Origin of the sequence: Vibrio sp. FF145, from assembly GCF_041439075.1 — a bacterium.
GTDB classification, from domain to species: Bacteria; Pseudomonadota; Gammaproteobacteria; order Enterobacterales; family Vibrionaceae; genus Vibrio; species Vibrio tasmaniensis_A.
Window position 1 is genome coordinate 37181 of record NZ_JBGONH010000032.1, and the last position, 24644, is coordinate 61824.

General features: G+C 43.5%; 22 protein-coding genes and 1 other RNA gene. 14 read left to right on the forward strand and 9 right to left on the reverse strand.

All coding sequences use genetic code 11. The features are described from left to right. Positions 1 to 65: 65 nt before the first annotated feature. A complete protein-coding gene (gene metK / locus ACED42_RS13305; protein ID WP_009847676.1) occupies positions 66 to 1217 on the reverse strand; it encodes a methionine adenosyltransferase in 1152 nt (383 codons plus the stop codon). A gap of 377 nt (positions 1218 to 1594) precedes the next feature. Here metK and tkt point away from each other — a divergent pair, with 377 nt between their 5' ends. After that, on the forward strand, positions 1595 to 3589 hold the full coding sequence (tkt, locus tag ACED42_RS13310; protein WP_122047393.1) for a transketolase: 1995 nt from the start codon (positions 1595 to 1597) through the stop codon (positions 3587 to 3589). A gap of 74 nt (positions 3590 to 3663) precedes the next feature. On the opposite strand, the gene ACED42_RS13315 is transcribed toward tkt, so the two are convergent. Further along, a complete protein-coding gene (locus ACED42_RS13315; protein WP_012604808.1) occupies positions 3664 to 3900 on the reverse strand; it encodes a hypothetical protein in 237 nt (78 codons plus the stop codon). A 335-nt stretch (positions 3901 to 4235) separates the two neighbouring features. Between ACED42_RS13315 and ACED42_RS13320 the strand changes: the two genes are divergently transcribed. From ACED42_RS13320 to mscS, 8 genes are all read left to right on the forward strand, one after another. Then, a complete protein-coding gene (locus tag ACED42_RS13320) occupies positions 4236 to 4946 on the forward strand; it encodes a response regulator (protein ID WP_029222972.1) in 711 nt (236 codons plus the stop codon). Then, positions 4943 to 6376, forward strand: a complete 1434-nt coding sequence (locus ACED42_RS13325) for an ATP-binding protein (RefSeq protein WP_371702876.1) — start codon at positions 4943 to 4945, stop codon at positions 6374 to 6376. Before ACED42_RS13320 ends, ACED42_RS13325 begins: the two co-directional genes overlap by 4 nt. Continuing rightward, a complete protein-coding gene (locus ACED42_RS13330; RefSeq protein ID WP_012604805.1) occupies positions 6373 to 7617 on the forward strand; it encodes an ABC transporter substrate-binding protein in 1245 nt (414 codons plus the stop codon). The genes ACED42_RS13325 and ACED42_RS13330 overlap by 4 nt, the downstream gene beginning before the upstream one ends. Before the next feature lie 178 nt (positions 7618 to 7795). Next, positions 7796 to 9319 carry a PTS transporter subunit EIIC gene (locus tag ACED42_RS13335; protein WP_029222971.1) on the forward strand — a complete coding sequence of 508 codons (1524 nt, stop codon included), beginning with the start codon at positions 7796 to 7798 and terminating at the stop codon, positions 9317 to 9319. Positions 9320 to 9525: 206 nt separating this feature from the next. Then, entirely contained in the window at positions 9526 to 10575 is a 1050-nt protein-coding gene (gene epd / locus ACED42_RS13340) for an erythrose-4-phosphate dehydrogenase (RefSeq protein ID WP_029222970.1), read from the forward strand. 166 nt (positions 10576 to 10741) lie between these two features. Next, positions 10742 to 11905, forward strand: a complete 1164-nt coding sequence (locus tag ACED42_RS13345; protein WP_009847672.1) for a phosphoglycerate kinase — start codon at positions 10742 to 10744, stop codon at positions 11903 to 11905. A 155-nt stretch (positions 11906 to 12060) separates the two neighbouring features. Further along, positions 12061 to 13137, forward strand: a complete 1077-nt coding sequence (gene fbaA / locus ACED42_RS13350) for a class II fructose-bisphosphate aldolase (RefSeq protein WP_009847671.1) — start codon at positions 12061 to 12063, stop codon at positions 13135 to 13137. Positions 13138 to 13513: 376 nt separating this feature from the next. Continuing rightward, the gene (gene mscS / locus ACED42_RS13355) at positions 13514 to 14380 is read left to right on the forward strand and encodes a small-conductance mechanosensitive channel MscS (protein WP_009847670.1); all 867 of its coding nucleotides are present in this window, start codon (positions 13514 to 13516) and stop codon (positions 14378 to 14380) included. Positions 14381 to 14494: 114 nt separating this feature from the next. Here mscS and ACED42_RS13360 read toward each other — a convergent pair whose 3' ends face one another. Next, the gene (locus ACED42_RS13360) at positions 14495 to 15124 is read right to left on the reverse strand and encodes a LysE/ArgO family amino acid transporter (protein WP_269337037.1); all 630 of its coding nucleotides are present in this window, start codon (positions 15122 to 15124) and stop codon (positions 14495 to 14497) included. Between the two features lie 142 nt (positions 15125 to 15266). On the opposite strand from ACED42_RS13360, the gene ACED42_RS13365 reads away from it, so the two are divergent. After that, positions 15267 to 16163 (forward strand): LysR family transcriptional regulator ArgP, encoded by an 897-nt coding sequence (locus ACED42_RS13365; RefSeq protein ID WP_371702878.1) that lies wholly within the window; start codon positions 15267 to 15269, stop codon positions 16161 to 16163. A gap of 110 nt (positions 16164 to 16273) precedes the next feature. Then, on the forward strand, positions 16274 to 16987 hold the full coding sequence (locus ACED42_RS13370) for an oxidative stress defense protein (RefSeq protein ID WP_009847667.1): 714 nt from the start codon (positions 16274 to 16276) through the stop codon (positions 16985 to 16987). Positions 16988 to 17262: 275 nt separating this feature from the next. Here the strand turns inward: ACED42_RS13370 and serA are convergent, their stop codons facing one another. From serA to zapA, 5 genes are all read right to left on the reverse strand, one after another. After that, complete coding sequence (gene serA, locus ACED42_RS13375; RefSeq protein ID WP_017097288.1) at positions 17263 to 18492, reverse strand: phosphoglycerate dehydrogenase; 1230 nt, start codon at positions 18490 to 18492, stop codon at positions 17263 to 17265. Positions 18493 to 18753: 261 nt separating this feature from the next. Further along, on the reverse strand, positions 18754 to 19410 hold the full coding sequence (gene rpiA / locus ACED42_RS13380) for a ribose-5-phosphate isomerase RpiA (RefSeq protein WP_009847664.1): 657 nt from the start codon (positions 19408 to 19410) through the stop codon (positions 18754 to 18756). Between the two features lie 124 nt (positions 19411 to 19534). Further along, the gene (locus ACED42_RS13385; protein WP_371702880.1) at positions 19535 to 20134 is read right to left on the reverse strand and encodes a 5-formyltetrahydrofolate cyclo-ligase; all 600 of its coding nucleotides are present in this window, start codon (positions 20132 to 20134) and stop codon (positions 19535 to 19537) included. A 6-nt stretch (positions 20135 to 20140) separates the two neighbouring features. After that, positions 20141 to 20323, reverse strand: a non-coding RNA gene (gene ssrS / locus ACED42_RS13390) — 6S RNA. Positions 20324 to 20334: 11 nt separating this feature from the next. After that, entirely contained in the window at positions 20335 to 20643 is a 309-nt protein-coding gene (gene zapA, locus ACED42_RS13395; RefSeq protein ID WP_004735366.1) for a cell division protein ZapA, read from the reverse strand. 307 nt (positions 20644 to 20950) lie between these two features. Between zapA and ACED42_RS13400 the strand changes: the two genes are divergently transcribed. Genes ACED42_RS13400 through ACED42_RS13410 form a run of 3 tightly spaced genes read left to right on the forward strand, consistent with a single transcriptional unit; the run spans position 20951 to position 23964 of the window. Next, entirely contained in the window at positions 20951 to 21526 is a 576-nt protein-coding gene (locus ACED42_RS13400) for a YecA family protein (protein WP_004735367.1), read from the forward strand. A 24-nt stretch (positions 21527 to 21550) separates the two neighbouring features. Continuing rightward, on the forward strand, positions 21551 to 22729 hold the full coding sequence (gene ubiH, locus ACED42_RS13405; protein WP_371702882.1) for a 2-octaprenyl-6-methoxyphenyl hydroxylase: 1179 nt from the start codon (positions 21551 to 21553) through the stop codon (positions 22727 to 22729). 11 nt (positions 22730 to 22740) lie between these two features. Beyond that, positions 22741 to 23964, forward strand: coding sequence for an FAD-dependent 2-octaprenylphenol hydroxylase (locus tag ACED42_RS13410; RefSeq protein WP_371702884.1), 1224 nt, complete (start codon positions 22741 to 22743; stop codon positions 23962 to 23964). Positions 23965 to 24091: 127 nt separating this feature from the next. Here ACED42_RS13410 and ACED42_RS13415 read toward each other — a convergent pair whose 3' ends face one another. Beyond that, a complete protein-coding gene (locus ACED42_RS13415) occupies positions 24092 to 24298 on the reverse strand; it encodes a DUF1107 domain-containing protein (RefSeq protein WP_009847660.1) in 207 nt (68 codons plus the stop codon). Positions 24299 to 24644 lie beyond the last annotated feature (346 nt).

The window sequence follows — 24644 nt, forward strand, 5'->3', positions numbered from 1 at the left end:
AAGAAAGAAAAAAGCCTCTGAGAGGCTTTTAAAATTACGTTTCAGCTAAGCGTGTTGCGTAATGCTTACAGGCCTGCGAAGTCCGCAAGGATAGCTGCTTTGTCAGTTGCTTCCCAAGGGAACTCTTCGCGACCGAAGTGGCCGTATGCAGCAGTCTGCTTGTAGATAGGTTGAAGAAGGTTCAGCATCTCTTGAAGACCGTATGGACGTAGGTCGAAGTTTTGACGAACTGCTTCAATGATGATTTCGTGCGCTACTTTCTCAGTACCAAACGTTTCAACCATGATAGATGTTGGATCTGCAACACCGATAGCGTAAGACAGTTGAATCTCACAACGGTCAGCCATACCAGCAGCAACGATGTTTTTCGCAACGTAACGAGCTGCGTAAGCTGCAGAACGGTCAACTTTTGATGGATCTTTACCAGAGAATGCACCGCCACCGTGACGAGCTGCGCCGCCGTAGGTATCAACGATGATCTTACGACCTGTTAGACCACAGTCACCCATTGGGCCACCGATTACGAAACGGCCTGTTGGGTTGATGAAGAAGTTAGTGTCTTTGTTGATCCACTCAGCAGGAAGTACTGGCTTGATGATCTCTTCCATTACCGCTTCACGTAGGTCAGGTGTTGTTACTGAATCACAGTGTTGAGTTGAAAGAACAACTGCGTCGATACCAACGATCTTACCTTGGTCGTATTGGAACGTAACTTGAGATTTCGCATCTGGGCGAAGGAAGTCAAGCTTGCCGCTCTTACGTACTTCAGCTTGCTTCTTAACAAGAAGGTGAGAGTAAGTAATTGGAGCTGGCATTAGGATTGGCGTTTCGTTAGTCGCGTAACCAAACATGATACCTTGGTCACCTGCGCCTTGATCTTTAGGATCGGCTTTATCAACACCTTGGTTGATGTCTGGAGACTGCTTACCAATTGTGTTTAGTACTGCACAAGAGTCAGCGTCAAAGCCCATATCAGAATGAACGTAACCAATTTCACGAACTGTTTCACGAGTGATTTCTTCGATATCAACCCATGCAGACGTGGTTACTTCACCGCCAACCATAACCATGCCGGTCTTTACGTAAGTCTCACAAGCAACACGTGCTTTTGGATCTTGTTCAATGATGGCATCAAGAACAGCATCTGAGATTTGGTCTGCAATTTTATCTGGATGGCCTTCTGAAACAGATTCAGAAGTGAATAGGTGCTTAGCCATGAGAGCTCCACTTTTAGTTTAGTTTTTAGTTGCAAATAGTTAAATGCAAATAATTTATGCCGTCGCAATCGAGGAAGCGCCGCCATTCAATACAGTATATTTTGTAGGTGTTTCTACATCTAGACGGCTATTTTAAATTCCAACGGTCGAATTACAAGCTCTTTTTTAGGATATGTCATAACTAAACGTTTGCGTGTTGATAGGGGGAAGCCATTGTTAAGTGGTGTAAATGATCGAAAATTGCGGAAAATGACCGTTAAAGTGCCAGTAAAACGTTTGCAGTCGCTATAGTCGTTTGAGAGAATACCCGCGCTAATAAAAATGAAAACTTTAGCATCTATCTCTTTTTTAAATCGCTTATGTATCCAGGAGCAGACATGCCTTCTCGTAAAGATCTAGCCAATGCAATCCGCGCACTTAGCATGGACGGTGTTCAACAAGCAAACTCAGGCCACCCAGGCGCACCTATGGGTATGGCTGACATCGCTGAAGTTCTTTGGCGTGGCCACTTGAACCATAACCCATCAAACCCAGAGTGGGCTGACCGTGACCGTTTTATCCTGTCTAACGGTCATGGTTCTATGCTGATTTACTCTCTGCTTCACTTAGCAGGTTACGAGCTTTCAATTGAAGACCTAAAAAACTTCCGTCAACTGCACTCTAAGACTCCAGGTCACCCAGAGTACGGTTACGCTCCTGGTATCGAGACAACGACTGGTCCTCTGGGTCAAGGCATCACCAACGCTGTTGGTATGGCGATGGCTGAAAAATCATTGGCTGCACAGTTCAACAAAGAAGGCCACGACATCGTCGATCACTTCACTTATGCGTTCATGGGTGATGGTTGTCTGATGGAAGGCATTTCTCACGAAGCATGTTCTCTAGCAGGTACGCTAGGTCTTGGTAAGCTGGTTGCTTTCTGGGATGACAACGGCATCTCTATCGATGGCGAAGTTGAAGGTTGGTTCTCTGACGATACACCTAAGCGTTTTGAAGCTTACGGCTGGCACGTAATCCCAGCCGTTGATGGTCACGATGCTGACGCTATCAATGCGGCTATCGAAGCGGCTAAAGCGGATCCTCGTCCAACACTTATCTGTACTAAAACTATCATCGGTTTTGGTTCACCAAATAAAGCGGGTACGCACGACTGTCACGGTGCTCCACTAGGTGCTGATGAAATCACAGCAACTAAAGCGGCGCTTGGTTGGGAACACGGTCCTTTCGAAATCCCGGCTGATATCGCAGCTGAGTGGAATGCGAAAGAAGCGGGCGCAGCGAAAGAAGCGGCTTGGAATGCTAAGTTTGACGCATACGCAGCAGCTCACCCAGAGCTAGCAGCAGAATTTAAACGTCGTACTAACGGCGAGCTTCCAGCTGAGTGGGAAGAGAAAGCAAACGCAATCATTGCTGATCTTCAAGCTAACCCAGCAAACATCGCATCACGTAAAGCATCTCAAAATGCTCTAGAAGCATTCGGTGCTATGCTACCTGAATTCATGGGCGGCTCTGCTGACCTTGCGCCTTCTAACCTGACTATGTGGTCTGGTTCTAAGTCGCTTGAAGCGAACGACTTCTCAGGTAACTACATCCACTACGGTGTACGTGAATTCGGTATGACTGCAATCATGAACGGTATCGCTCTGCACGGTGGTTTCGTACCATACGGCGCAACGTTCCTAATGTTCATGGAATACGCACGTAACGCAATGCGTATGGCTGCTCTGATGAAAGTTCAGAACATCCAAGTTTACACGCACGATTCGATCGGCCTAGGCGAAGATGGTCCTACTCACCAACCGGTTGAGCAGATCGCTTCTCTACGTCTAACTCCAAACATGAGCACATGGCGCCCATGTGACCAAGTTGAGTCTGCTGTTGCTTGGAAACTAGCAATCGAACGCAAAGATGGTCCTTCTGCACTTATCTTCTCTCGTCAAAACCTTGCACAGCAAGACCGTGACGCTGAGCAAGTAGCAAACATCGCTAAGGGTGGTTACATTCTGAAAGATTGTGAAGGCAAACCAGAGCTTATCCTTATCGCTACAGGTTCTGAAGTTGAGCTAGCGGTTAGCGCTGCTGCTGAACTAACAGCTGAAGGTAAAGCGGTACGCGTAGTATCTATGCCAGCAACTGACGCGTTCGACAAGCAAGACGCTGAATACCGTGAGTCTGTACTTCCATCTGACGTTACAGCACGTATCGCAGTAGAAGCTGGTATCGCTGACTTCTGGTACAAATACGTTGGCTTCGGTGGCAAGATCATCGGCATGACAACGTTCGGCGAATCTGCACCAGCAGGCGAGCTATTCAAGATGTTCGGTTTCACTACTGAAAACGTAGTAAACACTGCAAAAGAGCTTCTTGCTTAATCATTCGTTGTAACGCGAATAGAAAAAAACCGAGCCACTGGCTCGGTTTTTTATTTGGCTTTCAGAAACATGAGTTACTCGAATTCATTTCCCCAATTATCAAGTTCTCTAGTCCCACAGACCTTACATTCAACGTAACGATCCATGTTGTAGTAATGACCACCATTGATAATTGAATTAGCAAACAGCTTTATTCTTCCTAACAAAGTTTTGTCGGTATCATAGCTGCTTGTTTGGCGAACAAGAACTTCACTATGTGGCGTTTCTTTATTGCACGTTTTACAAAAATGAGTCGCTGGAAATCCAGACATAACCTTTTCCTTTGGTTGAGAAAACTAGGTTAGAAACAGCCGTAGAATTAGGTCAGACTCATTTAGATATCATTGCATAATAGTTATTACATTCGCTAGATTTATAAATTCATTTTGTCGAGGTATGTCACTTAATTGATTTAGTGAGGAAATGTTACCTACTCCTGCACTCAGTACTTGTTTAGGTATTTAGCAATAGAGTTAACTGTGCATAGAGTCATTTGTAACGAACAGCTTACATTGCGGAGTTTGAGCGCATTTCGTTATTAATATTCTTGAAAGATATAACGAAGTAAGAGAATGTTGGCGCGTTGTTTTCATATGAAAGGTCTAGCATGACAAACAAAGTAATCTTGGTGGTCGATGATAGTCAGGACATTCTTGATGCTCTTAGTGAATATCTGGAACGTTCAAGCTTTACGGTTATCACAGCTCTTGAAGGCAATGAGATGTGGAAGAAGCTTGAAACTGTCACTCCAGATCTCATTATTTTAGACATCATGCTACCCGGAGATGATGGTTTGACCTTGTGCCAGAAACTACGTCTTCAATCTCAAGTTCCCATTATTATGCTCACCGCAGTAACCGACGATGCTGATCGAATAGCAGGATTAGAAATTGGAGCTGATGACTATATTACTAAGTCATTTAACCCACGTGAGCTATTAGCCAGAATCAAAGCTTTATTGAGGCGTTCCACGTTTAGCCATAGCCAAGGTGAACGGACTCTGAAATTCATGGATTGGACTTTTGACACTCTTAAACGACAACTGAAACATGAAGATGGAGAGGTGGTATCTCTTTCTAGTGCTGACTATAACTTGCTTACGCTCATGTTGGATTCCCCCAACCAATTATTAAGCCGAAATGATATTGCTCAAGCGCTTTGGGGAAGGGATGCGGAGCCACTAGAGAGAGGTATTGATGTACAAATTAGCCGGTTAAGAAAGCAATTAAGAGACGATGACCGCAACACGATTATGACGGTAAGGCATCGCGGCTACATGTTAGTGATCGATTCACATATTAATCGTATTAAATTTTGAAAAAAAACATACTCCAATCAATGGTTGCTCGTATCACCTTGTCTATGTTCATGGTTATTCTCATGGCTGAAATACTGGCAGGTGCGGTATGGTTTACGGCAACATCAGCATCAAAAAAAGAGTCAGCTAGCCACGCCATGACAGCTATATCATCAGCTGCAGCAGATACTATTAATTACTTCTCTGGCTTACCCATTAATTACCGTCACTTGGTGTTGGAACAGCTACGAAATATAGGAGGAACAAGGTTTTTCATATCCATAAATAACCATAAACTTCCTATCACTTCTTTATCTGATTACTCATTGGTTCCTCAGATGGAAGTACAAGCGTCTGAACTTTTGAATCAGCAACTTAGAGATTCACGCAAAGTACATGTCACTTTAACTAAGCGAGAAGATTTACGGGTGTTTAACTCTGGTATCAAGCTTTATGAACTTCCGGCGTTGTGGAAAGACTACAGTTTGGTATTAGGTAAATTGGATTTGCCTATTGCTGTGATTCAGGTGGAGTTTTCAGAGAATGAATGGCTCTATTTAGCCACTGTTCTACCGCTGTCTTTTGATAGTTTGACCGATAGTTTTATTGATAGCAGACAAGTCATATTTCTTCTTATTGTTACCTTCATGCTGATGGGGGTTTCTTATGTTGTCTTACAGAAGGAAATTCGTCCTTTTCGTTCTTTAGCACGCTCTGCCACTCTTATGGGGTCGCAAATGCAGATTGAAGAAATCAAAGAAGAAGGCAGCTCAGAAACCAGAGCGGCTATTCATGCTTTCAACAAAATGAACCGTCGAATCAAATCGTATTTGCGGGATAGAGATATGTTTTTTAATGCGATATCCCATGATATTAAAACACCATTAGCCTGTTTAAAGTTACGAACTGAAATGATGGATGATGAGCAAACAAAGTTAAGGTTTGAAAAGCTATTGAACGAAGTCGATATGATGTTGAACGGGGCTTTGCAATATATGCGAGAGAATGACATCCACGAAGAGTTAGAGTGGATTGATATTAACGATATCCTTGAACAATGCGCGGCTGTTCATAACAAAAATGGAGTATGCGTAAGCCTGATAGCTCTGCCAAGGATTGAGCTTTATGGCAAGCCACTAGCAATCAAACGTTGTTTATTCAACTTAGTTGATAATGGCGTTAAATATGGAAATACGGTCGACATCAGTATGTTTTCTCACTCTGATTCTATTCAAATCGTGCTGCGTGATGCAGGAAAAGGAATCAAAGAAGATATGTTAGAAAAAGTCTTTGAACCTTACTTTAGAGACAATGATACAGGCATTGAAGGTTCAGGTTTGGGACTAGCAATTGCTCGTAGTATCGCAAGGGCACACGGTGGGGACGTTCAGTTATCTAATTCACCAGAAGGTGGGCTTGAGGTGGACATTATTTTGGTGAATGCCCTATGAAAAAATGGTTACTGTTAAGTCTTTTGTTATCGACGAACCCCGCGTTTTCTTCCCCCTCTGTTGAAATGCTGCATTGGTGGACGGCTGCTGGAGAAGAAAAAGCGTGGTCGGTCATCGAGAAGCAATTTGAATCTCTGCCTTATACATTAAAAAGTGAACCAATCAGTGGCGGTGGTGGTGCACCTGCCAAAGCGATTCTTCAAGCCAGAGCTATTGCCGGGTATTCCCCTGATATTGCTCTTATGGAAGGTCCGGCTATTCAGTCATGGGCGGCGTTAGGTTTTTTAAATGATGTCAATGAAGTCGCAGAATCGCAGAGGTGGGATCAGTCGCTGTATCCTGATATTAAAGCCATTCACCAATATGACGGGAATTTTGTCGCCATACCTTTGAATATCCATCGATTAAATTGGATGTGGATAAATAAAAAGGTACTAAATCAGCATCAACTTTCATCACCTCAGACGTGGGACTCGTTACTGTTAGCATTAACTACGCTGAAAAGTAAGGGGGTTAATCCTTTGGCTTTGGGAGAAGACTCTTGGCAAATTGTGCAAGTTTTTGAAAATATTGCATTCGGAGTAGGTGGAGCAAATTATTATCGACAGGCATTTGTGGATTTAGACCCTGACGCATTAAATAGCGATAAAACACTTGAGGCGCTTAAGCGCTTTCGCTCTCTGGCTAATATTGTAGGTAGTGATTTACCGAGTATTAGTTGGGATCAGGGGACAAAATCTTTGCTTGAAGGGGAGTTTGCCTTTCAATTTACAGGTGATTGGGCTCTGGGAGAGATGTTTATTAGTGCAGAAGGTGAAATTCCAGATTACATAGAATGTCGAGCGTTCCCTTCTACGGAAAAAGGTTTTATCTACAATGTTGATAGCTTGGCATTTTTTACAAAAGTAACGGGTGAAGATCATAATATGGTATCGGTAATGACCTCGTTATCTTCTCCCCAATTTCTTTTAGACTTCAGTAAAAAGAAAGGTTCAATACCTGCTCAAGCAAATATACCTGTGAATGAATTATCACGATGCCAACAGCAATCTTATCAAGATTACATTCATGCGAGTTCTGAAGGTACAGCTATGCCAAGCTTGACCGATTCAATGGCTGTTAACCCTGTTCTTCAGAATGCGGTATCCAACGAGTTATATCGCTACTTTATGGACTCTTCCATTTCAGCGGAAACACTTATTGGACACCTACATGCTATTAATAATGAGGTGTTTCGTTAGCTTCTTGTTCTTCTTTTGACTTTAAATGTCTAGCTAGAAATTACTATGTACCTTCGACATTTTCCAGCCTAGGTCTATTGTAAAAAACGAGTTACAAACTACTTGCTATTTGTAACCTTGAGATTCAATTAGCTTGATAAAGTTCGTTGGTATTCTAACGATATTAAAGGACTTTATTATGCTAGATAGTTTTAAAAGCGGCTTATCTAAGCTTTCCTTAATTGGTAAAGCATTGATGTTGCCCATATCTATATTACCCGCAGCGGGGTTATTACTTGCCTTCGGTGCTAAGCTCGACATTCCCCTAATGATGCGTGCTGGTGGCGTTATATTTGATAACTTAGCCTTACTGTTTGCGGTAGGAGCCGCGGTTGGTTTGACTAAGGAGTCAGGGATTGCCGCTTTAGCCGCGATTGTCGCCATGGTCGTGATGAATGCGACAATGGGGGTGGCGCTCGGCATTACACCTGAGATGGCGATGGGAGGTGGCCGTTATGCAATGGTGATGGGTATTCCTTCATTGCAAACAGGTGTCTTTGGCGGACTCATTGCAGGTATCCTCGCAGCCGTTATGTATCAACGTTTCTATGATACTAAGCTGCCTGATTTCCTTGGTTTCTTTGCCGGTAAACGCTTTGTACCGATTGTGACTGCGTTTTCTGCATTCCTAATTGGTTTAGTTTTACCCCATATTTGGTCATATATTCAATCAGGTATTGACGCGCTATCGCATATGGCGAATGGCGGAAACATGTACGTATCAACTTTCATCTACGGATTTATGGAGCGCGCTTTAATTCCAGTTGGTCTCCATCATATTTTTTATAGCCCTTATTGGTTTTCTTTCGGTGAGTACACAACTGCCGCGGGGACCATTGTAAATGGCGATCATACCATTTGGTTTAAAATGCTTGAAGACGGAGTAAAAACGTTCTCAACCAGTGAATACCAAGAAGCAGGAAAATTCCTATCGGGTAATTTTGCTATCTACATGTTTGCTTTCCCTGCTGCATGTTTAGCTATGTATCATGAAGCGAATGATAAAAATAAAAAAATTGCAGCAGGTATTTTAGGCTCTGCTGCTCTTACTTCGTTTGTTACAGGTATAACAGAACCCGTTGAATTTGCTTTTATCTTTGTCGCACCTTTACTTTATGTTTTTTCTGCAATCATGGCAGGGGTGTCTTACGCGGTGACTTATGCGTTGGATGTTCATATTGGTAAAACCTTCTCAGCCGGCATTATTGATTTCGTGTCTTTTGGTGTTCTTCCCGCGATGGATGGGTTCAAAACTAACTGGATCAATGTGATTCTTTGGGGTCTAACCATGGCCGCTATTTATTACACGGTTTTCCGTTTTGCTATTCGAAAGTTCAATTTGAAAACAGTAGGACGTGAGGATACTCAAAGTAAGGCGATCACTTTGGACAATGAAGATTTAGCTAGTGAAATCACAATCTTGATTGGTGGTGCCGCTAACATTACTTCGATAGGAGCATGTATTACGAGATTGCGTTTACAGATTAAAGATCAGGCTCTTGTGAATGAACAAGGAATCAAAGACCTAGGTGCTATGGGGGTCATAAAAGTAGGTTCAAGTGGCCTGCAAATTATTTTGGGCTCAAGAGCTCAATTTGTGGCTGATCTTATGAGTGAAAGAACTGGTGAGTCACCAAGTGCACTATCAACTAACCCAAGTTAAAAGTACGGGCTACTTCCGATAAAGCTGATGGCAACAAGCTTGTTGTCTCTTATACATAAATAGTAACGCTATCAACGTTATGGTTGGTGGCGTCTATTTATATTTAAAGTTTTGAAGTTATGACAGCTTTAGTATTCAACTAATGCGCTTTGAGTAGGATTCAGTTATCATCTGTTGCACGAAATTTTGGTTAGATGTACGGAACTATGCTAAAAGTCGCGATAAACGGATTTGGACGAATAGGGCGTAATGTATTGCGCGCTGTCTATGAAAGTGGCAAAAGCCAACAAATTAAAGTAGTAGCGGTCAATGAGCTTGCTCAGCCTGATGCTATGGCTCACCTATTACAGTACGACACCAGTCACGGCCGCTTCGGCAAGAAAATCTCTAATGATCAAGAGCACATTTATGTTCATCATGGCATTGGTGCTGAAGATAAAGGCGAGTTTGATACCATTCGTATCTTACACCTGGCTGATATTGAACTGTTGCCTTGGCGTGATCTTGAAGTCGATATTGTTCTCGATTGTACCGGTGTTTACGGTTGCCGAGATGATGGCCTAGCGCACATCGCTGCTGGAGCTAAAAAGGTACTGTTTTCACACCCTGGTGCTAACGACCTTGATAACACCATTATCTATGGTGTAAATCACGATACTATCGAAGCTGACCACCGAATCGTTTCCAATGGTTCATGCACCACTAACTGTATTGTCCCTATCATTAAAGTACTTGATGATGCCTTTGGTATTGAGTCAGGTACCATTACGACCATTCACTCTTCAATGAATGATCAGCAAGTTATTGATGCATACCATAGCGACTTGCGTCGTACTCGAGCAGCAAGCCAATCTATCATTCCTGTCGACACCAAATTGCATAAAGGTATTGAAAGAATCTTCCCGAAATTTTCTAACAAGTTCGAAGCGATATCTGTGCGTGTGCCGACGGTAAACGTCACTGCGATGGATTTAAGTGTCACAATTAATACAAATGTGAAAGTTAATGACGTAAATCAAACCATTGTTAATGCTTCCCAGTGTACATTACACAATATAGTTGACTATACTGAAGCGCCGCTCGTTTCCATCGACTTTAATCACGATCCCCATAGCGCAATCGTTGATGGTTCACAAACTCGAGTGAGCAATGGCACCTTAGTGAAAATGCTGGTGTGGTGTGACAATGAATGGGGCTTTGCGAACCGAATGCTGGATACGGTTCTTGCAATGCAAGCTTCAGAAGGCAAGAAGTAAGACCTAGAAGCAAATGTGTGGATTATTTATTTTTTAGCTTGAAATAAATACTAAGTGTCCACATATTATTAGCAGTTAAAGCATTACCAGTTGAATAATTTATAGGCTTAGCAGGGTTGCTGAGTTTCCAAAACTTTATTTTTATTTAAATTTGAGAGGACAAATCATGTCTGTGATCAAGATGACTGACCTGGAACTTGCAGGTAAACGCGTATTCATCCGTGCTGACCTAAACGTACCAGTAAAAGACGGTAAAGTAACTTCAGATGCACGTATCCTAGCATCTCTACCAACTATCAAACTTTGCCTAGAAGCTGGCGCAAAAGTTATGGTTACTTCTCACCTTGGTCGTCCTACTGAAGGCGAGTACAACGAAGAGTTCTCTCTAGCTCCTGTAGTTAACTACCTAAACGACGCACTAGACTGTGACGTTAAACTAGCGAAAGATTACGTAAATGGTCTTGAGCTAAACGCTGGTGAACTAACTGTTCTTGAAAACGTTCGCTTTAACAAAGGCGAGAAGAAGAACGAAGAAGCTCTTTCTAAGCAATACGCTGCACTATGTGACATCTTCGTAATGGATGCATTCGGTACAGCTCACCGTGCTCAAGCGTCTACACACGGCGTTGGTACTTACGCTCCTGTAGCATGTGCTGGTCCTCTTCTAGCTGCTGAGCTTGAAGCGCTTGGTAAAGCAATGGACAACCCAGCTCGCCCACTAGTGGCTATCGTTGGTGGTTCTAAAGTTTCTACTAAACTAACCGTTCTAGAATCTCTTTCTAAAATCGCTGACCAACTTGTTGTTGGTGGTGGTATCGCGAACACGTTCATCGCTGCTGAAGGCCACAACGTAGGTAAGTCTCTATACGAAGCTGACCTAGTTGAAACAGCTCAGAAGCTAATGAAAGAGTGTGCTATCCCAGTAGCGACTGACGTTGCATGTGCTAAAGCATTCGACGAAAACGCAGAAGCTGAAATCAAGCACGTTTCTGAAGTTCAAGACGACGACATGATCTTCGACCTTGGTCCAGATTCAACTGCAGCTCTAGCTGAAATCATCGGCAACGCGAAAACTATTCTTTGGAACGGCCCTGTAGGTGTATTCGAATTCAAGAACTTCGAAGCGGGTACAGCTGGTATTTCTAAAGCAATCGCTGATTCTGAAGGTTTCTCAGTAGCGGGCGGTGGTGACACGCTAGCAGCTATCGACAAGTTCGGTATCAAAGCAGATGTTTCTTACATCTCTACTGGTGGCGGTGCTTTCCTTGAGTTTGTTGAAGGCAAAGTACTTCCTGCAGTAGCTATGCTTGAAGAGCGTGCTAAAGCGTAATTGATTTAGAAAGGCGAGATACGAATCTCGCCTTTTAACGTTTGCTGCATATCACACTTATTTGCTAGAATAGCGGAAGTTGTGAGCAAACGATTGCAAATTTTTAAACTTAAGTTTTTTATCTTAAAACGAATAGAATAAATAGGACTATTTCCATGTCTAAGATCTTCGATTTTGTAAAACCTGGTGTAATTTCTGGCGATGACGTACAGAAAGTATTTGAAGTAGCAAAAGAAAACAAATTTGCTCTTCCTGCAGTAAACGTTGTTGGTACTGACTCTATTAACGCAGTACTAGAAGCGGCTGCTAAAGTTAAGTCTCCAGTTGTTGTTCAGTTCTCTAACGGCGGCGCTGCATTCTTCGCAGGTAAAGGCGTTAAACTTGAAGGTCAAGGCGCACAAGTTCTTGGTGCTGTAGCTGGTGCAAAATACGTACACGCTGTCGCTGAGTCTTACGGTGTTCCAGTTATCCTGCATACTGACCACGCTGCTAAGAAACTTCTACCATGGATCGACGGTCTACTAGACGCTGGTGAAGAGTTCTTCGCACAAACTGGTAAGCCTCTATTCTCTTCTCACATGCTAGACCTTTCTGAAGAGTCTCTAGAAGAGAACATCGAAACATGTGCTACTTACCTAGCTCGCATGGCTAAAATGGACATGACAATCGAGATCGAACTTGGTTGTACTGGTGGTGAAGAAGACGGCGTTGATAACTCTGATATGGACGCATCTGAGCTTTACACTTCTCCAGAAGACGTAGCATACGCATACGAGAAGCTAATGGCTGTTAGCCCACGTTTCACTATCGCTGCATCTTTCGGTAACGTACACGGTGTTTACCAAGCTGGTAACGTTGTACTTACTCCAACTATCCTACGTGACTCTCAAGCATACTGTGCAGAGAAGTTCGGTATTGCACCTAACGCTCTAAACTTCGTATTCCACGGTGGTTCTGGTTCTTCTGAAGCAGAAATCCAAGAGTCTATCGGCTACGGTGTTATCAAAATGAACATCGATACTGATACACAGTGGGCAACTTGGGATGGTATCCGTCAGTACTCTGCTGATAACTTCGATTTCCTACAAGGTCAAATCGGTAACCCAACTGGCGAAGCTGCGCCAAACAAGAAGTACTACGATCCACGCGTATGGCTACGTGCTGCTCAGTCTTCAATGGTTACTCGTCTTGAGAAAGCATTCGCTGACCTTAATGCTGTAGACGTACTATAATTCTTTGAATTAAGTACTCTTTAAGTTTTAAAAACCCGCTCATTGAGCGGGTTTTTTTATGTCTGATAAAAACTTGTATTAAATATGTGAAAAACCTAGCCTACGGTGAATAAATTTCGTAGTCTTTTAGTTATCGGTATTTGCGTTTATTGGTAAGTTTTATTAATTCAAAAGCTTACATAAATATGACTTTGCAATCGGTCAAAGATAGGATATCGTGCCGAAAAACTGGACCTGGTTCAGTTTATAAAAAGGACTTGGCTTTAATTTACTTTTAACACAGTGACTTAACAGGAGTTAAACTGTTTATTATTGTAAAAGTAAGTTTGGCTTAAGACAGTTTAGCTCATAGCATATTATATAGAGGATGCACATTATGGCTGATAGTTCGACAGCGCTTGAGACTCCAATTGTGGATGGTTTATCTCAGGCCGAGCAGTGGTTAACAAATAATTCAGATCTATTTATCCAATACGGTGTAAACATTATCTCTGCACTGATAATTCTATTTATTGGTAACTTGATTGTTAAAGCAGTCGCGAATAGCGTATCTAAGGTTCTTGAGAAGAAGAAGATGGACCGAGCTGTTGTGGAGTTTATCCACGGTTTAGTTCGTTACTTATTGTTTGTTATTGTTCTTATCGCTGCACTTGGTCGTTTAGGCGTTCAAACTGCATCTGTAGTTGCTGTTATTGGTGCGGCTGGTTTAGCCGTTGGTCTTGCGCTGCAAGGCTCACTATCTAACTTTGCAGCGGGTGTACTTATCGTTGCATTCCGTCCATTCAAGTCTGGTGACTACGTGGAAATTGGTGGTGTAGCGGGTTCAGTTGATTCAATTCAGATCTTCCAAACTGTTTTAACAACACCAGACAACAAAATGGTTGTAGTACCTAACGGAAGCGTTATCGGTAGCCCAATCACTAACTATTCTCGTCATGCGACGCGCCGTATTGACCTAATGATTGGTGTTTCTTACAACGCTGATCTTCAGAAGACAAAAGCGCTACTGACTAAGATCTGTGAATCTGATGAGCGCGTATTGAAAGATCCAGGTGTTCAAGTAGGTGTTCACACGCTAGCTGATTCTTCAGTTAATTTTGTTGTTCGTCCATGGGTTAGTACTGCTGACTACTGGAATGTTTATTTCGACCTTATGCAAGCTATCAAAGAAGGCTTGGATAACGAAGGTATCGAAATCCCATTCCCGCAAATGGATGTACACATGAATAAAGTTGAAGCTTAATTTCTAGTTAGTTTTTATAGCTATAAGCTTTTATAAGGAAAGGCGGATAACTTAGGTTATTCGCCTTTTTTGTTGGATGAGTAAAGTTTGTTTGATGACTAAAGAAGAATAGGTTTACCCGTATTGCTCAATGAGTCCATTGGCGAGCACAAGTGCAATAGCGAACATCATGGTTGCTACCGCGATATCGATGCCTTTCTTAACTTTAGGTTTCGATAGCGTTGGACCTAGCTTTGCTGCGCCCAATGACAAGGAATAAAACCACACGAATGAAGCTAAGATAGTCCCCATCGCAAACGCAACTCTGTCGTTGCCTTCAAATTGCCCACCAATAGATCCAAGAATCACCACGGTATCCAAATAGAGGTGTGGGTTTAATACTGTTACAGCTAATGCACCCAAAATAACGGTGCGCTTGCCACGAGCCAATACCTCACCTTTTGATTCATCACTGGTGCGCGTTTTGAATGCACTGCGCAGTGATAGCAAACCATATACCGTTAGAAAAGCGATACCGCCCAATGTCACAGAGGTAAGCAGCAATTCATTTTTAGACAGAATTGCTCCGCCACCAAAAATACCCAATGAGATAAACAGGGTATCGAGCAGGCTACAAATCGTTGCAGTCGTTAAATGATGATTGCGTTTTATACCTTGATTTAGGACGTACGCATTTTGTGCGCCTATCGGGATTATCATACTTGCCCCTAGACCAAAACCTTGTAATAAAACCCAAAAACTCATTTTAACCTCCACTTAATTAACGATATTTACGTGCTATGTGGCGAAGATACTCCGACCCTTTAAATAAGTATAATTAATGATTTTAATCCATTATTAGAGTTGCTAATGTGGTATTGAGTTAGCTTAAAAAGGAAGCAAATTGATGCGTGGATTGGATTATAAATGGATTGAAGCACTGGATGCCGTTGTGAAACAACGTAGCTTTGAGAGAGCCGCTGAGCAGTTATACATCTCCCAATCAGCGGTGTCCCAACGTATCAAACAGCTAGAAAAGTGGTTAGCCCAGCCTGCGCTGGTGAGAGAAAACCCACCAAGACCTACACCAGCAGGAAAAAAGCTGTTGGGTTTGTATCGTCGTGTTCGCTTGTTAGAGCACGAGCTTGTGCCCGAGTTAATGAATGAAGAGGGTACTCAACCACTATCTATATCCATAGCCACCAACGCTGATAGTTTGGCGACATGGTTGTTACCTGCACTGTCGAATGTGATGAAGTCTCGTCAAGTCGAGTTGAACCTCGCGATTCATGGTGAGTCTAGAACCATTGAAAAAATAAAAAGCGGTGAGGTTGCCGGTGCGATCAGTTTGGAACCTCAAGCGATTCCTGGGTGCAGTGCAGACTACCTCGGTAGGATGGATTATGTGTGTGTGGCGAGCCCTGAGTTTCATCAGCGTTACTTCTCTGAGGGCGTAAACTACGCCACCTTAAGCAAAGCGCCTGCGGTTTCCTATGATCAATACGATGATCTGCATAAGAAATTTCTACATGATCATTTCAATGTACCCAGAGACAGTGTGATCAATCATACGGTCGGCAGTTCAGAAGCATTTGTGCGCTTGGCATTATCGGGTGTTGCCTATTGCTTGATTCCTCGATTGCAGATTATCGAGGAACTAGAGTCTGGTGCTCTGATTGATATTACCCCTGGCTTTCTGCTGTCTTATCGCATCTATTGGCACCATTGGCAACTTGAGAGTGGGGTGCTAAAAGAGGTATCCCAGGCGATATTAAGTTTTGCTCACAATCTTTTACCTCAGTAAGTTGTTGGTTTTTTCAGCGTCAAAGTTCTGTTAGATGTGCACAATCAGGATTGGCTAAACGATAAATTACTCTATGATGGAAGGACATTTGTTTAGCATAGGTCTACCTAATGAAGTTTGTACCAAAGATGTTAGCAACGTCTCTTACTCTTACTGCTGCGTTGAGTGCTGTGAGCTTTCCATCACTGGCTGACTCTCCATCCTTTCCGCATATTTCAACAACAGGTTATGGTGAAGTCATCGCGACACCAGATATGGCGACATTCTCAGTGAGAGTGGTAGAGTCAACGATGACGGCTGAACAGGCTAAAAGTACTGTTGATAAAGTGGTAACGGGCTTTCTAAATAAGCTGCACCAAGCCGGCGTAGATGAGGCGAGCGTACACAGCTCTAATCTGTACCTATCTCCTCAGTACCATTATCCAAAAGATGGCAAACCAGAATTGGTTGGCTACCGCGCTTCACGCAATGTGAGCGTTCAAGTGAATGAGCTCGCTAATCTCAATGAGTACATGGATATTGCAATAGGACAGGGTATTAACCAAATCGATAATATCCAGCTGCAAGTTCGTGACCAAGCTAAGTATCAAGAGCAAGCACGCTTAGAAGCGATCAAAGATGCGACATCAAAAGCTAAATCATTAGCGAGTGGTTTTGAGCGTGAGCTAGGTGATGTTTGGCGTGTTGATTACAACGCACAATCTTCTCAGCCAGTGCTAATGCGTTCAATGGCGATGGATGCAAGAACAGAATCGAACTCTTATGAAGACTCAACGATCACCATTCGTGATCGTGTCAATGTGATCTATCAGATCGAAGAGTAACAGCAGCGTTATAGAAGGTTTTGGATCATGATGATCTAATACCAATCGTAGTAAATAACTGTTCTCCCTAGCTTGTTAAAATGCTCAATAACTGCGTTGGAATTTTTTATTGTAGAATAACTACTTATCGAAAAATGCCGCCTTGTTCTCAAGCCTTTTTCCTACGCTATTTTTGATCACTTACTTACTGTGATTGGTATAATTACCTACGATAGGCCAAATACTAGAAAGGCTCTCATGATGAGAGCCTTTTTTGTGCATTTTGAATGCGATGATTAGTGAAGAAGACGAGCACGGATTGTGCCTTCGATCTCTTTCAGTTTAAGCAGTGCTTCTTCAGAGCGATCGGCTTCTACATCGATAACAACATAACCCATATCTGCTGCAGTCTGTAGGTACTGACCCGCGATGTTGATCCCTTCTTCTGCGAAGATGGTGTTGATCTGAGTAAGAATACCTGGACGGTTCTCATGGATGTGTAGCAAACGAGAAGTACCTGTATGCAATGGCAGTGAAACCTCAGGGAAGTTAACACTTGATAGCGTAGAGCCATTATCAGAGTACTTAGCAAGCTTACCAGCAACTTCTACACCGATGTTCTCTTGTGCTTCCTGTGTTGAACCACCCACGTGAGGGGTAAGAATCACGTTATCGAACTGCATTAATGGAGACTCAAACGGGTCTGCATTGGTTTTTGGTTCTGTTGGGAAAACATCAATAGCCGCACCAGAAAGGTGACCAGAATCCAGAGCGCCACACAGAGCAGGGATGTCAACTACCGTGCCACGAGCTGCATTGATAAAGATAGAGCCAGGTTTCATACGCTCGAACTCTTCTTTACCCATCATGTCTTTAGTTTCATTGGTTTCAGGTACGTGTAAAGAGATCACGTCACACTTGTTCAGCAACTCGGTCATAGTATGAACTTGAGTGGCATTACCTAGAGACAGCTTGTTTTCGATATCGTAAAAGTAAACACGCATACCAAGGTTTTCAGCAATAATACCCAGCTGAGTGCCGATGTGACCGTAGCCAATAATACCTAAACGCTTACCACGAGCTTCGTAAGAGTTGTCTGCACTCTTTTTCCAGATACCACGGTGAGCAAGAGCATTCTTCTCTGGGATACCGCGAAGCAGTAATAGAACCTGACCTAGAACGAGTTCGGCAACACTTCGAGTGTTGGAGAACGGTGCATTGAAAACAGGGATACCGCGCTTTGCTGCTGCTTGAAGGTTGACTTGGTTAGTACCAATACAGAAACAACCGACAGCAACCAGCTTTTCAGCCGCATCAATAACTTCTTGGGAGATGTTGGTGCGAGAACGGATACCAATGAAGTGAGCATCTTTAACTGCTTCAAGAAGTTCATCTTCAGGTAGTGAGCCTTTGTGGTACTCAATGTTTGTGTAACCAGCGGCTTGCAGTACTTCTACAGAAGAAGGGTGAAGACCTTCTAGAAGTAGAATTTTTATTTTTTCTTTTTCCAGTGAAACTTTGGCCATTGTTCTCGTCCTTAAAATGGAAAGGTTGGGCAAATGCGGCGCACGTGCTACAAAATGGCTGAAAGGGGAACAAATTCACCACTTTGTTAGGAGACAAACGTTTTCCCTGTGCGTCTTCTGAACAATAAAGTAACAAAAAAAAAATGTTTTGGGTAAGAAAATTACGGAATAAGACATAATTTTACAGCAATAAAGCAAAAAAAACGGCGCCCTAGGGCACCGTCTGTAATGAAGTAACAGAAAAACTCAATCTTCTATTATTTATTCTTCGATTTTTGCACCTTCAGGCGTGCCAGTGATAACTACATCAGCACCACGGTGAGCGAACAGACCAACCGTTACCACACCAGCGATACCATTGATGATATCTTCTAGCTGTTTTGGGTTTTCGATCGCCATGCCGTACACATCTAGGATCACGTTGCCGTTATCGGTTGTGCAGCCTTCGCGGTAAACTGGGTCACCACCAAGTTTTACTAATTCACGAGCAACGTATGAGCGTGCCATTGGGATAACTTCAACAGGCAGTGGGAATTTACCCAACACATCAACTGCTTTGGTACCATCAACGATACAAATAAACTTATCAGAGATAGCTGCTACGATTTTTTCACGAGTCAAAGCAGCGCCGCCGCCTTTGATCATATCGCGAGAACCGTTAATCTCGTCAGCGCCATCAACATAGATGTCTAGCTTGAATACGTCGTTGCATTCGAATACTTTGATTTCTAGCGCTTCTAGTTTTTCAGTAGAGGCTACAGAGCTTGAAACCGCACCCTTGATTTTGTCTTTCATTGTGCCAAGTGCGTCGATGAAGTGATTTACTGTTGAGCCAGTACCTACACCTACAATGCTGCCTTCTTCAACATATTGAAGTGCTGCCCAGCCCGCTGCTTTTTTCATTTCATCTTGAGTCATGCCATTCTCCTGAATAAGGTCTTGCGCTTTGAATTAATCGTTTGCGTAATGATGAAGTTAACGTTTAGATATTGGGGTAACTTTTGGATATCGAGGTTAACGTTTGCGGCGCGATTATAGCGCTTTAATGGTTGTTTTCCCATTGCCAAGTTTTACTCGGAGTCACGATTTTAGGTAACGGAATGTCCCAACCTTCAATTGGTAAACGATCGACATGTTGGCAATCGTGAGCAAGGCCAATAGGTGTTGCGCCATTGCCCGTCTCGAACCATCGAGCCAAGGTGCGATCGTAATATCCACCGCCCATGCCTAAGCGATGCCCTTGAGAGTCAAAGCCCACCAATGGTGTGAGAATAAGATCGAGTTGTTGGCATGGTTTGACGAGCAATTGATTGAGCTGAGGTTCAACGATTCCGTACTTATTCAAAACCGTCGGTGTGCTTGGCGAGTAGTGCAGAAACAGCAGATGTCCGGCCGAGAAGGGGTGCAATACTGGTAAATAAGTTTGCTTACCTTGCGCCCATAACCATTCAATTAAAGGCTGGGTATCGAGTTCGCCATCAATCGAAATATAGAGGGCTATATGTTGAGCCGACTGAATATCATCAAGCTGAGCACACTGCTTAACTAAGTCTATCCCGGATTGAGTTTGTTGTTCGCTAGATAGGGAGTTACGTTTGATGCGGATCTGTTTGCGAAATTCGCTGCGTGTGAGCGTCTTCATAAGAAGGGATACCCCAAAGTGCCGTTGAGAATAGATGGCCCTTGAACCAGCGAGTTCAAGGCGGATCAGCAATGATTACCGTAGGCTTCTCGGCGGACCGAGCATGCTCAATAGCACTCAAGTACTAACCCTTAGGGATTGCTTATCGGCTCGGGGACGTGAATCCTCTGACAAACACTCCAGGGTAAATTTTGTGTACGCTATTGCTGTCCGTGCTTAACTTTACTGAGGACATCTGAAAGTGATGTCGTGAGCTGTTCCATTCGCTCGGTCAGTGCGTTTTGTTCATCATTTGCTTCAAACTTCTTGGTTTGTAATTCATAGCAAATGTTCAGAGCTGCGATCGTTAGCAGCTTCACTTCATTGGTTACCTTAGTACGTTCAGCCATCTCTTTCAATCGATTATCAAGATCGGCCGCCGCTGCAATCAATGACTCTTCTTGCCCTGGGGGACAATTCACTCGAGTCAGTTTTCCTAATATTTCAACGTCTACCGCTTGATTACTCATGATGGATGAACTCTTTAACGCACTATTTAAGGCTGTTGCTCTTTATCATTTTTTGAGAAAGAAAAAGTGCAAGTACCGATGAGGAAGCAATCTCCTCTGAGGGAGAAACTATAGGTAAACCGCTATTAAGATTCAAGCTTTTCAGAGTGACTGTTTGTAAATGAGAGCTTGAGCACACAGTAATTCAGCAAATTGAACAATTGGTAGTCAGTCATCCTTCAATTGCTCAGGATCGACGCTTACCAGAATTGGGGTGAAGTGGTACGATTATACTATCGATATAAAGAATAACTGAGCGAGCTATCTGATGAGCGAAACTACTTTACCTGACTACCTAACGGTTGCGACTGAACTTCAATCGGCAAGCCTAGCCGTAAATCCTGCTGAGATGCATGGTTTATTAACGGGTATGTTGAGCGGAGGCTTAAACCTAGCAGATAAAAGCTGGCAACCACTTATCTTTGATTACACCAATGAAGGCATGGGGTGGCCAGATCGCGCATTAACGTTAGCGGAAGCGACATTAAAGGTGACGACCAGCGAAATCACAGGTTCAGGCATGGAACTGTCTATGTTGCTGCCTGATGAAGACGCAAGCGCAAGCTTGTTTGATTTGGCTGATGGTGTGTCAGATTGGATTAACCACTTTATCTCTGGTTTAGGCTTGGTTGGCGCTCAATTGAATAAAGCGTCTGACGGTACCAAAGAAGCATTAGCTGATCTTGAAGAGATGGCAAAGCTAGGCATTGACGAAGACGATGATATGGAAGAGCAAGCGCAGCTTCTAGAGCACGTTATTGAACACGTAAAAGCGTGTGCACTAACGATTCATGCTGAATTCGGTGCTCGCCCATCTGAAGATGCAGCTCCAACCATTCATTAATCCGCTTGTCGGTTTGAGGTTATAATGGCTCAGTATGATGTTGTAATTGCTGGTGGCGCAATGGCGGGGGCGACCTTAGCCCTTGCTCTGAATCACCTCAGTCAAGGTTCTCTATCGATCGCGGTAGTAGAGCCTTATCAGGTTGATCATCAAGCTCACCCAGGCTTTGATTCTCGTTCGATTGCTTTGTCTTATGGCACGGTGCAGATCCTCGACTCTTTGCAGTTGTGGCAATCTATCGCTCCCGTAGCAACCCCGATCAAAGATATTCATGTATCAGATCGAGGTCATGCTGGGATGACAGACATCTACAGTGAAGATCTTGCTGTTGATGCGCTTGGCTATGTGGTGGAGTTGGCGGATGTGGGGCGAATCTATCAGCAGAAGCTTGAATCAGAAGCTGCAATTACGATGCTTTGCCCTGAGTCTGTTAGAACCGTTGAACGTAATGAATCGTTAACGACGATTGAGCTGACAAGTGGGCAGACAGTAAGCACTAAGTTATTGGTTGCAGCTGACGGTGCTATCTCAACCTGTTGTCAGCAACTGAATATCCCATTGAGCGAACATGACTTTGAACAAGTCGCTGTGATTGCCAATATTGTTGCTAGTGAGCCCCATCAAGGTCGAGCCTTTGAGCGTTTTACTCATCATGGGCCAGTTGCTCTGTTACCGATGAGCGACAACCGTTTATCGCTAGTTTGGTGTTTGTCACCGGAACAAGCACAAAAAGTGGTGGCCTTAAACGACAACGAATTTCTTGAGCAGTTACAGAATGACTTCGGTTGGCGACTTGGCCGACTAGAGAAAGTCGGTAAGCGTGCGAGCTACCCACTGATTCTTCGCCACCGACAGCAAAATATCTCTCATCGATTTGCCATTGTTGGCAATGCTGCTCAAACACTTCACCCTATTGCGGGGCAAGGTTTTAATCTTGGCATTCGTGATGTGGCTTCCTTGGCGGAAGAATTATGTACTCAATTGGATGATGTAGGTCGTTACACAGGTCTTGTTAACTTTAGAAAGCGCAGAGAACAAGACAGAGACATGACGATTACGTTGACTTCAAGCCTAGTTCATCTGTTCTCAAACGATTTTTTGACCGCTCGTATTGGGCGAAACCTTGGGTTAGCCGTAATTGATAACCTCCCACCACTTAAAGGTCCACTTTTGCGTCATACGCTTGGCCTAGTAGAAAGATAAGGTAATAAATAATGATGCAAAGTGTTGATATCGCGATTGTTGGCGGTGGCATGGTTGGCCTAGCGCTTGCGGCTGCACTGAAAGACAGCGATCTAAGAATTGCGGTCATTGAAGGCAGAGCGCCTAACGAAGGGCTTAGCGAATTGCCTGATGTGCGTGTGTCGGCATTGAGCCGCTCGAGTGAAGTGATTCTTCGCAATCTAGGCGCATGGCAAGGTATCGAACAAAGACGTGCTGCGCCCTACCAAGCGATGGAAGTGTGGGAACAAGACAGCTTTGCTCGCATTGAGTTTGACTCAACACGCTTAGCACAGCCTAACCTAGGCCATATTGTAGAAAACCGCGTAATCCAATTAGCGCTGCTTGATCAGGTTAAGAAGCAAGATAACGTCAGCCTATACATGCCTGCAACGTGTAAAACGATGGCGATTGGTGAGAGCGAAGCATGGCTAACGTTAGACAACGGCCAAGCGCTGACAGCAAAGTTAGTTGTTGGAGCTGACGGTGCAAACTCTTGGGTTCGCAAGCAACAAGATATCCCATTAACTCATTGGGATTACGGCCACAGTGCGATTGTCGCGAACATCAAAACCTCAGAGCAGCACCATAGCGTTGCTCGTCAAATATTTACACCGCAAGGGCCGTTGGCGTTCCTGCCAATTCAACCAACGAATATGAGCTCGATAGTTTGGTCTACGGAGCCTAATCGTGCCGAGAAGCTTGTATCAATGTCGGATGCTGATTTTAATAAGCAGCTAACGGCAGAGTTCGACTCAAAGCTTGGATTATGCGAAGTGGTTGGTGACCGTTTTGCCTTCCCACTGCGCATGCGTTATGCACGTGACTTTGCTGTAGAGCGTGTCGCTTTGGTGGGTGATGCTGCTCATACTATTCACCCATTAGCAGGGCAAGGTGTGAACCTTGGTCTATTAGACGCAGCAAGCTTAGCGCAAGAGCTGTTAACGCTATGGGCTTCTGGTGAGGATATTGGCACCAAGCGCAACCTTCGTGGCTATGAGCGCTGGAGAAAAGCTGAGGCGGCGAAAATGATTGCTTCAATGCAGGGCTTTAAAGATCTGTTTGAAGGCGATAATCCGGCTAAGAAGCTAATTCGTGGTATCGGTATGAAGCTTGCTGGTCAATTACCGGGTGCGAAAGATGAGATAATGAAGCGAGCGCTGGGGTTGTCGGGCAATCTTCCGGATTTAGCTAAGCGCCCCGTAGCACACCGGTAGTCGCGTGAGATGGATTGCTGTTGATGGTCAGTAGCTAAAGTTGATAGCAATTGACGACATCAAGAACACGAAAAAAGGGTTGGCATAATGCCAACCCTTTTTGTTTTTAATTCTTTAGACTATCAGATCATGCGTACGCGCAGCGCAGTTTCATGATTTCACTATTTATTTCTTTCACGGTTTGGAAGTGACGCTTCTCTGCTCGGTCTGGTAGTACGAGTTTACCGTTATCAAACTCAAATTTACCTACGCCGTAAATGTAGATTCGTCCTTTGAAAAGTCGACTTACATGTTTAGCAATCATACTCGGTGTATAGCGCTTAAACAGTCTCATTTTTAATTATCCTTATATTTACCTAGCCTGCATATTATAGAAAAACTCCGAGATAATTATTGTGATAAGCATGGAGTAATATGCAGTAGAGTTGACGTTAATTAGATATTTGTGCTGTTCTAAGCACTTTCTTCAGTAAATATCTATTTTTACGTGAGCTCCTCCCCAAAATAGTACTGAGTAGTGAACTGCTACGAACTTTCCTGTCCGGTATTAAGCAGTGCTAATGTTACAAGTATAAGAATAGGCGGGATTTTTTTGTTTGTGTAATCAAATTGTAAATTTTGAACAAAAAAAAAGGTTCATCGCGGCTTTCCGGGGAAAGCCGCTTTTATCTTCAAGAAGA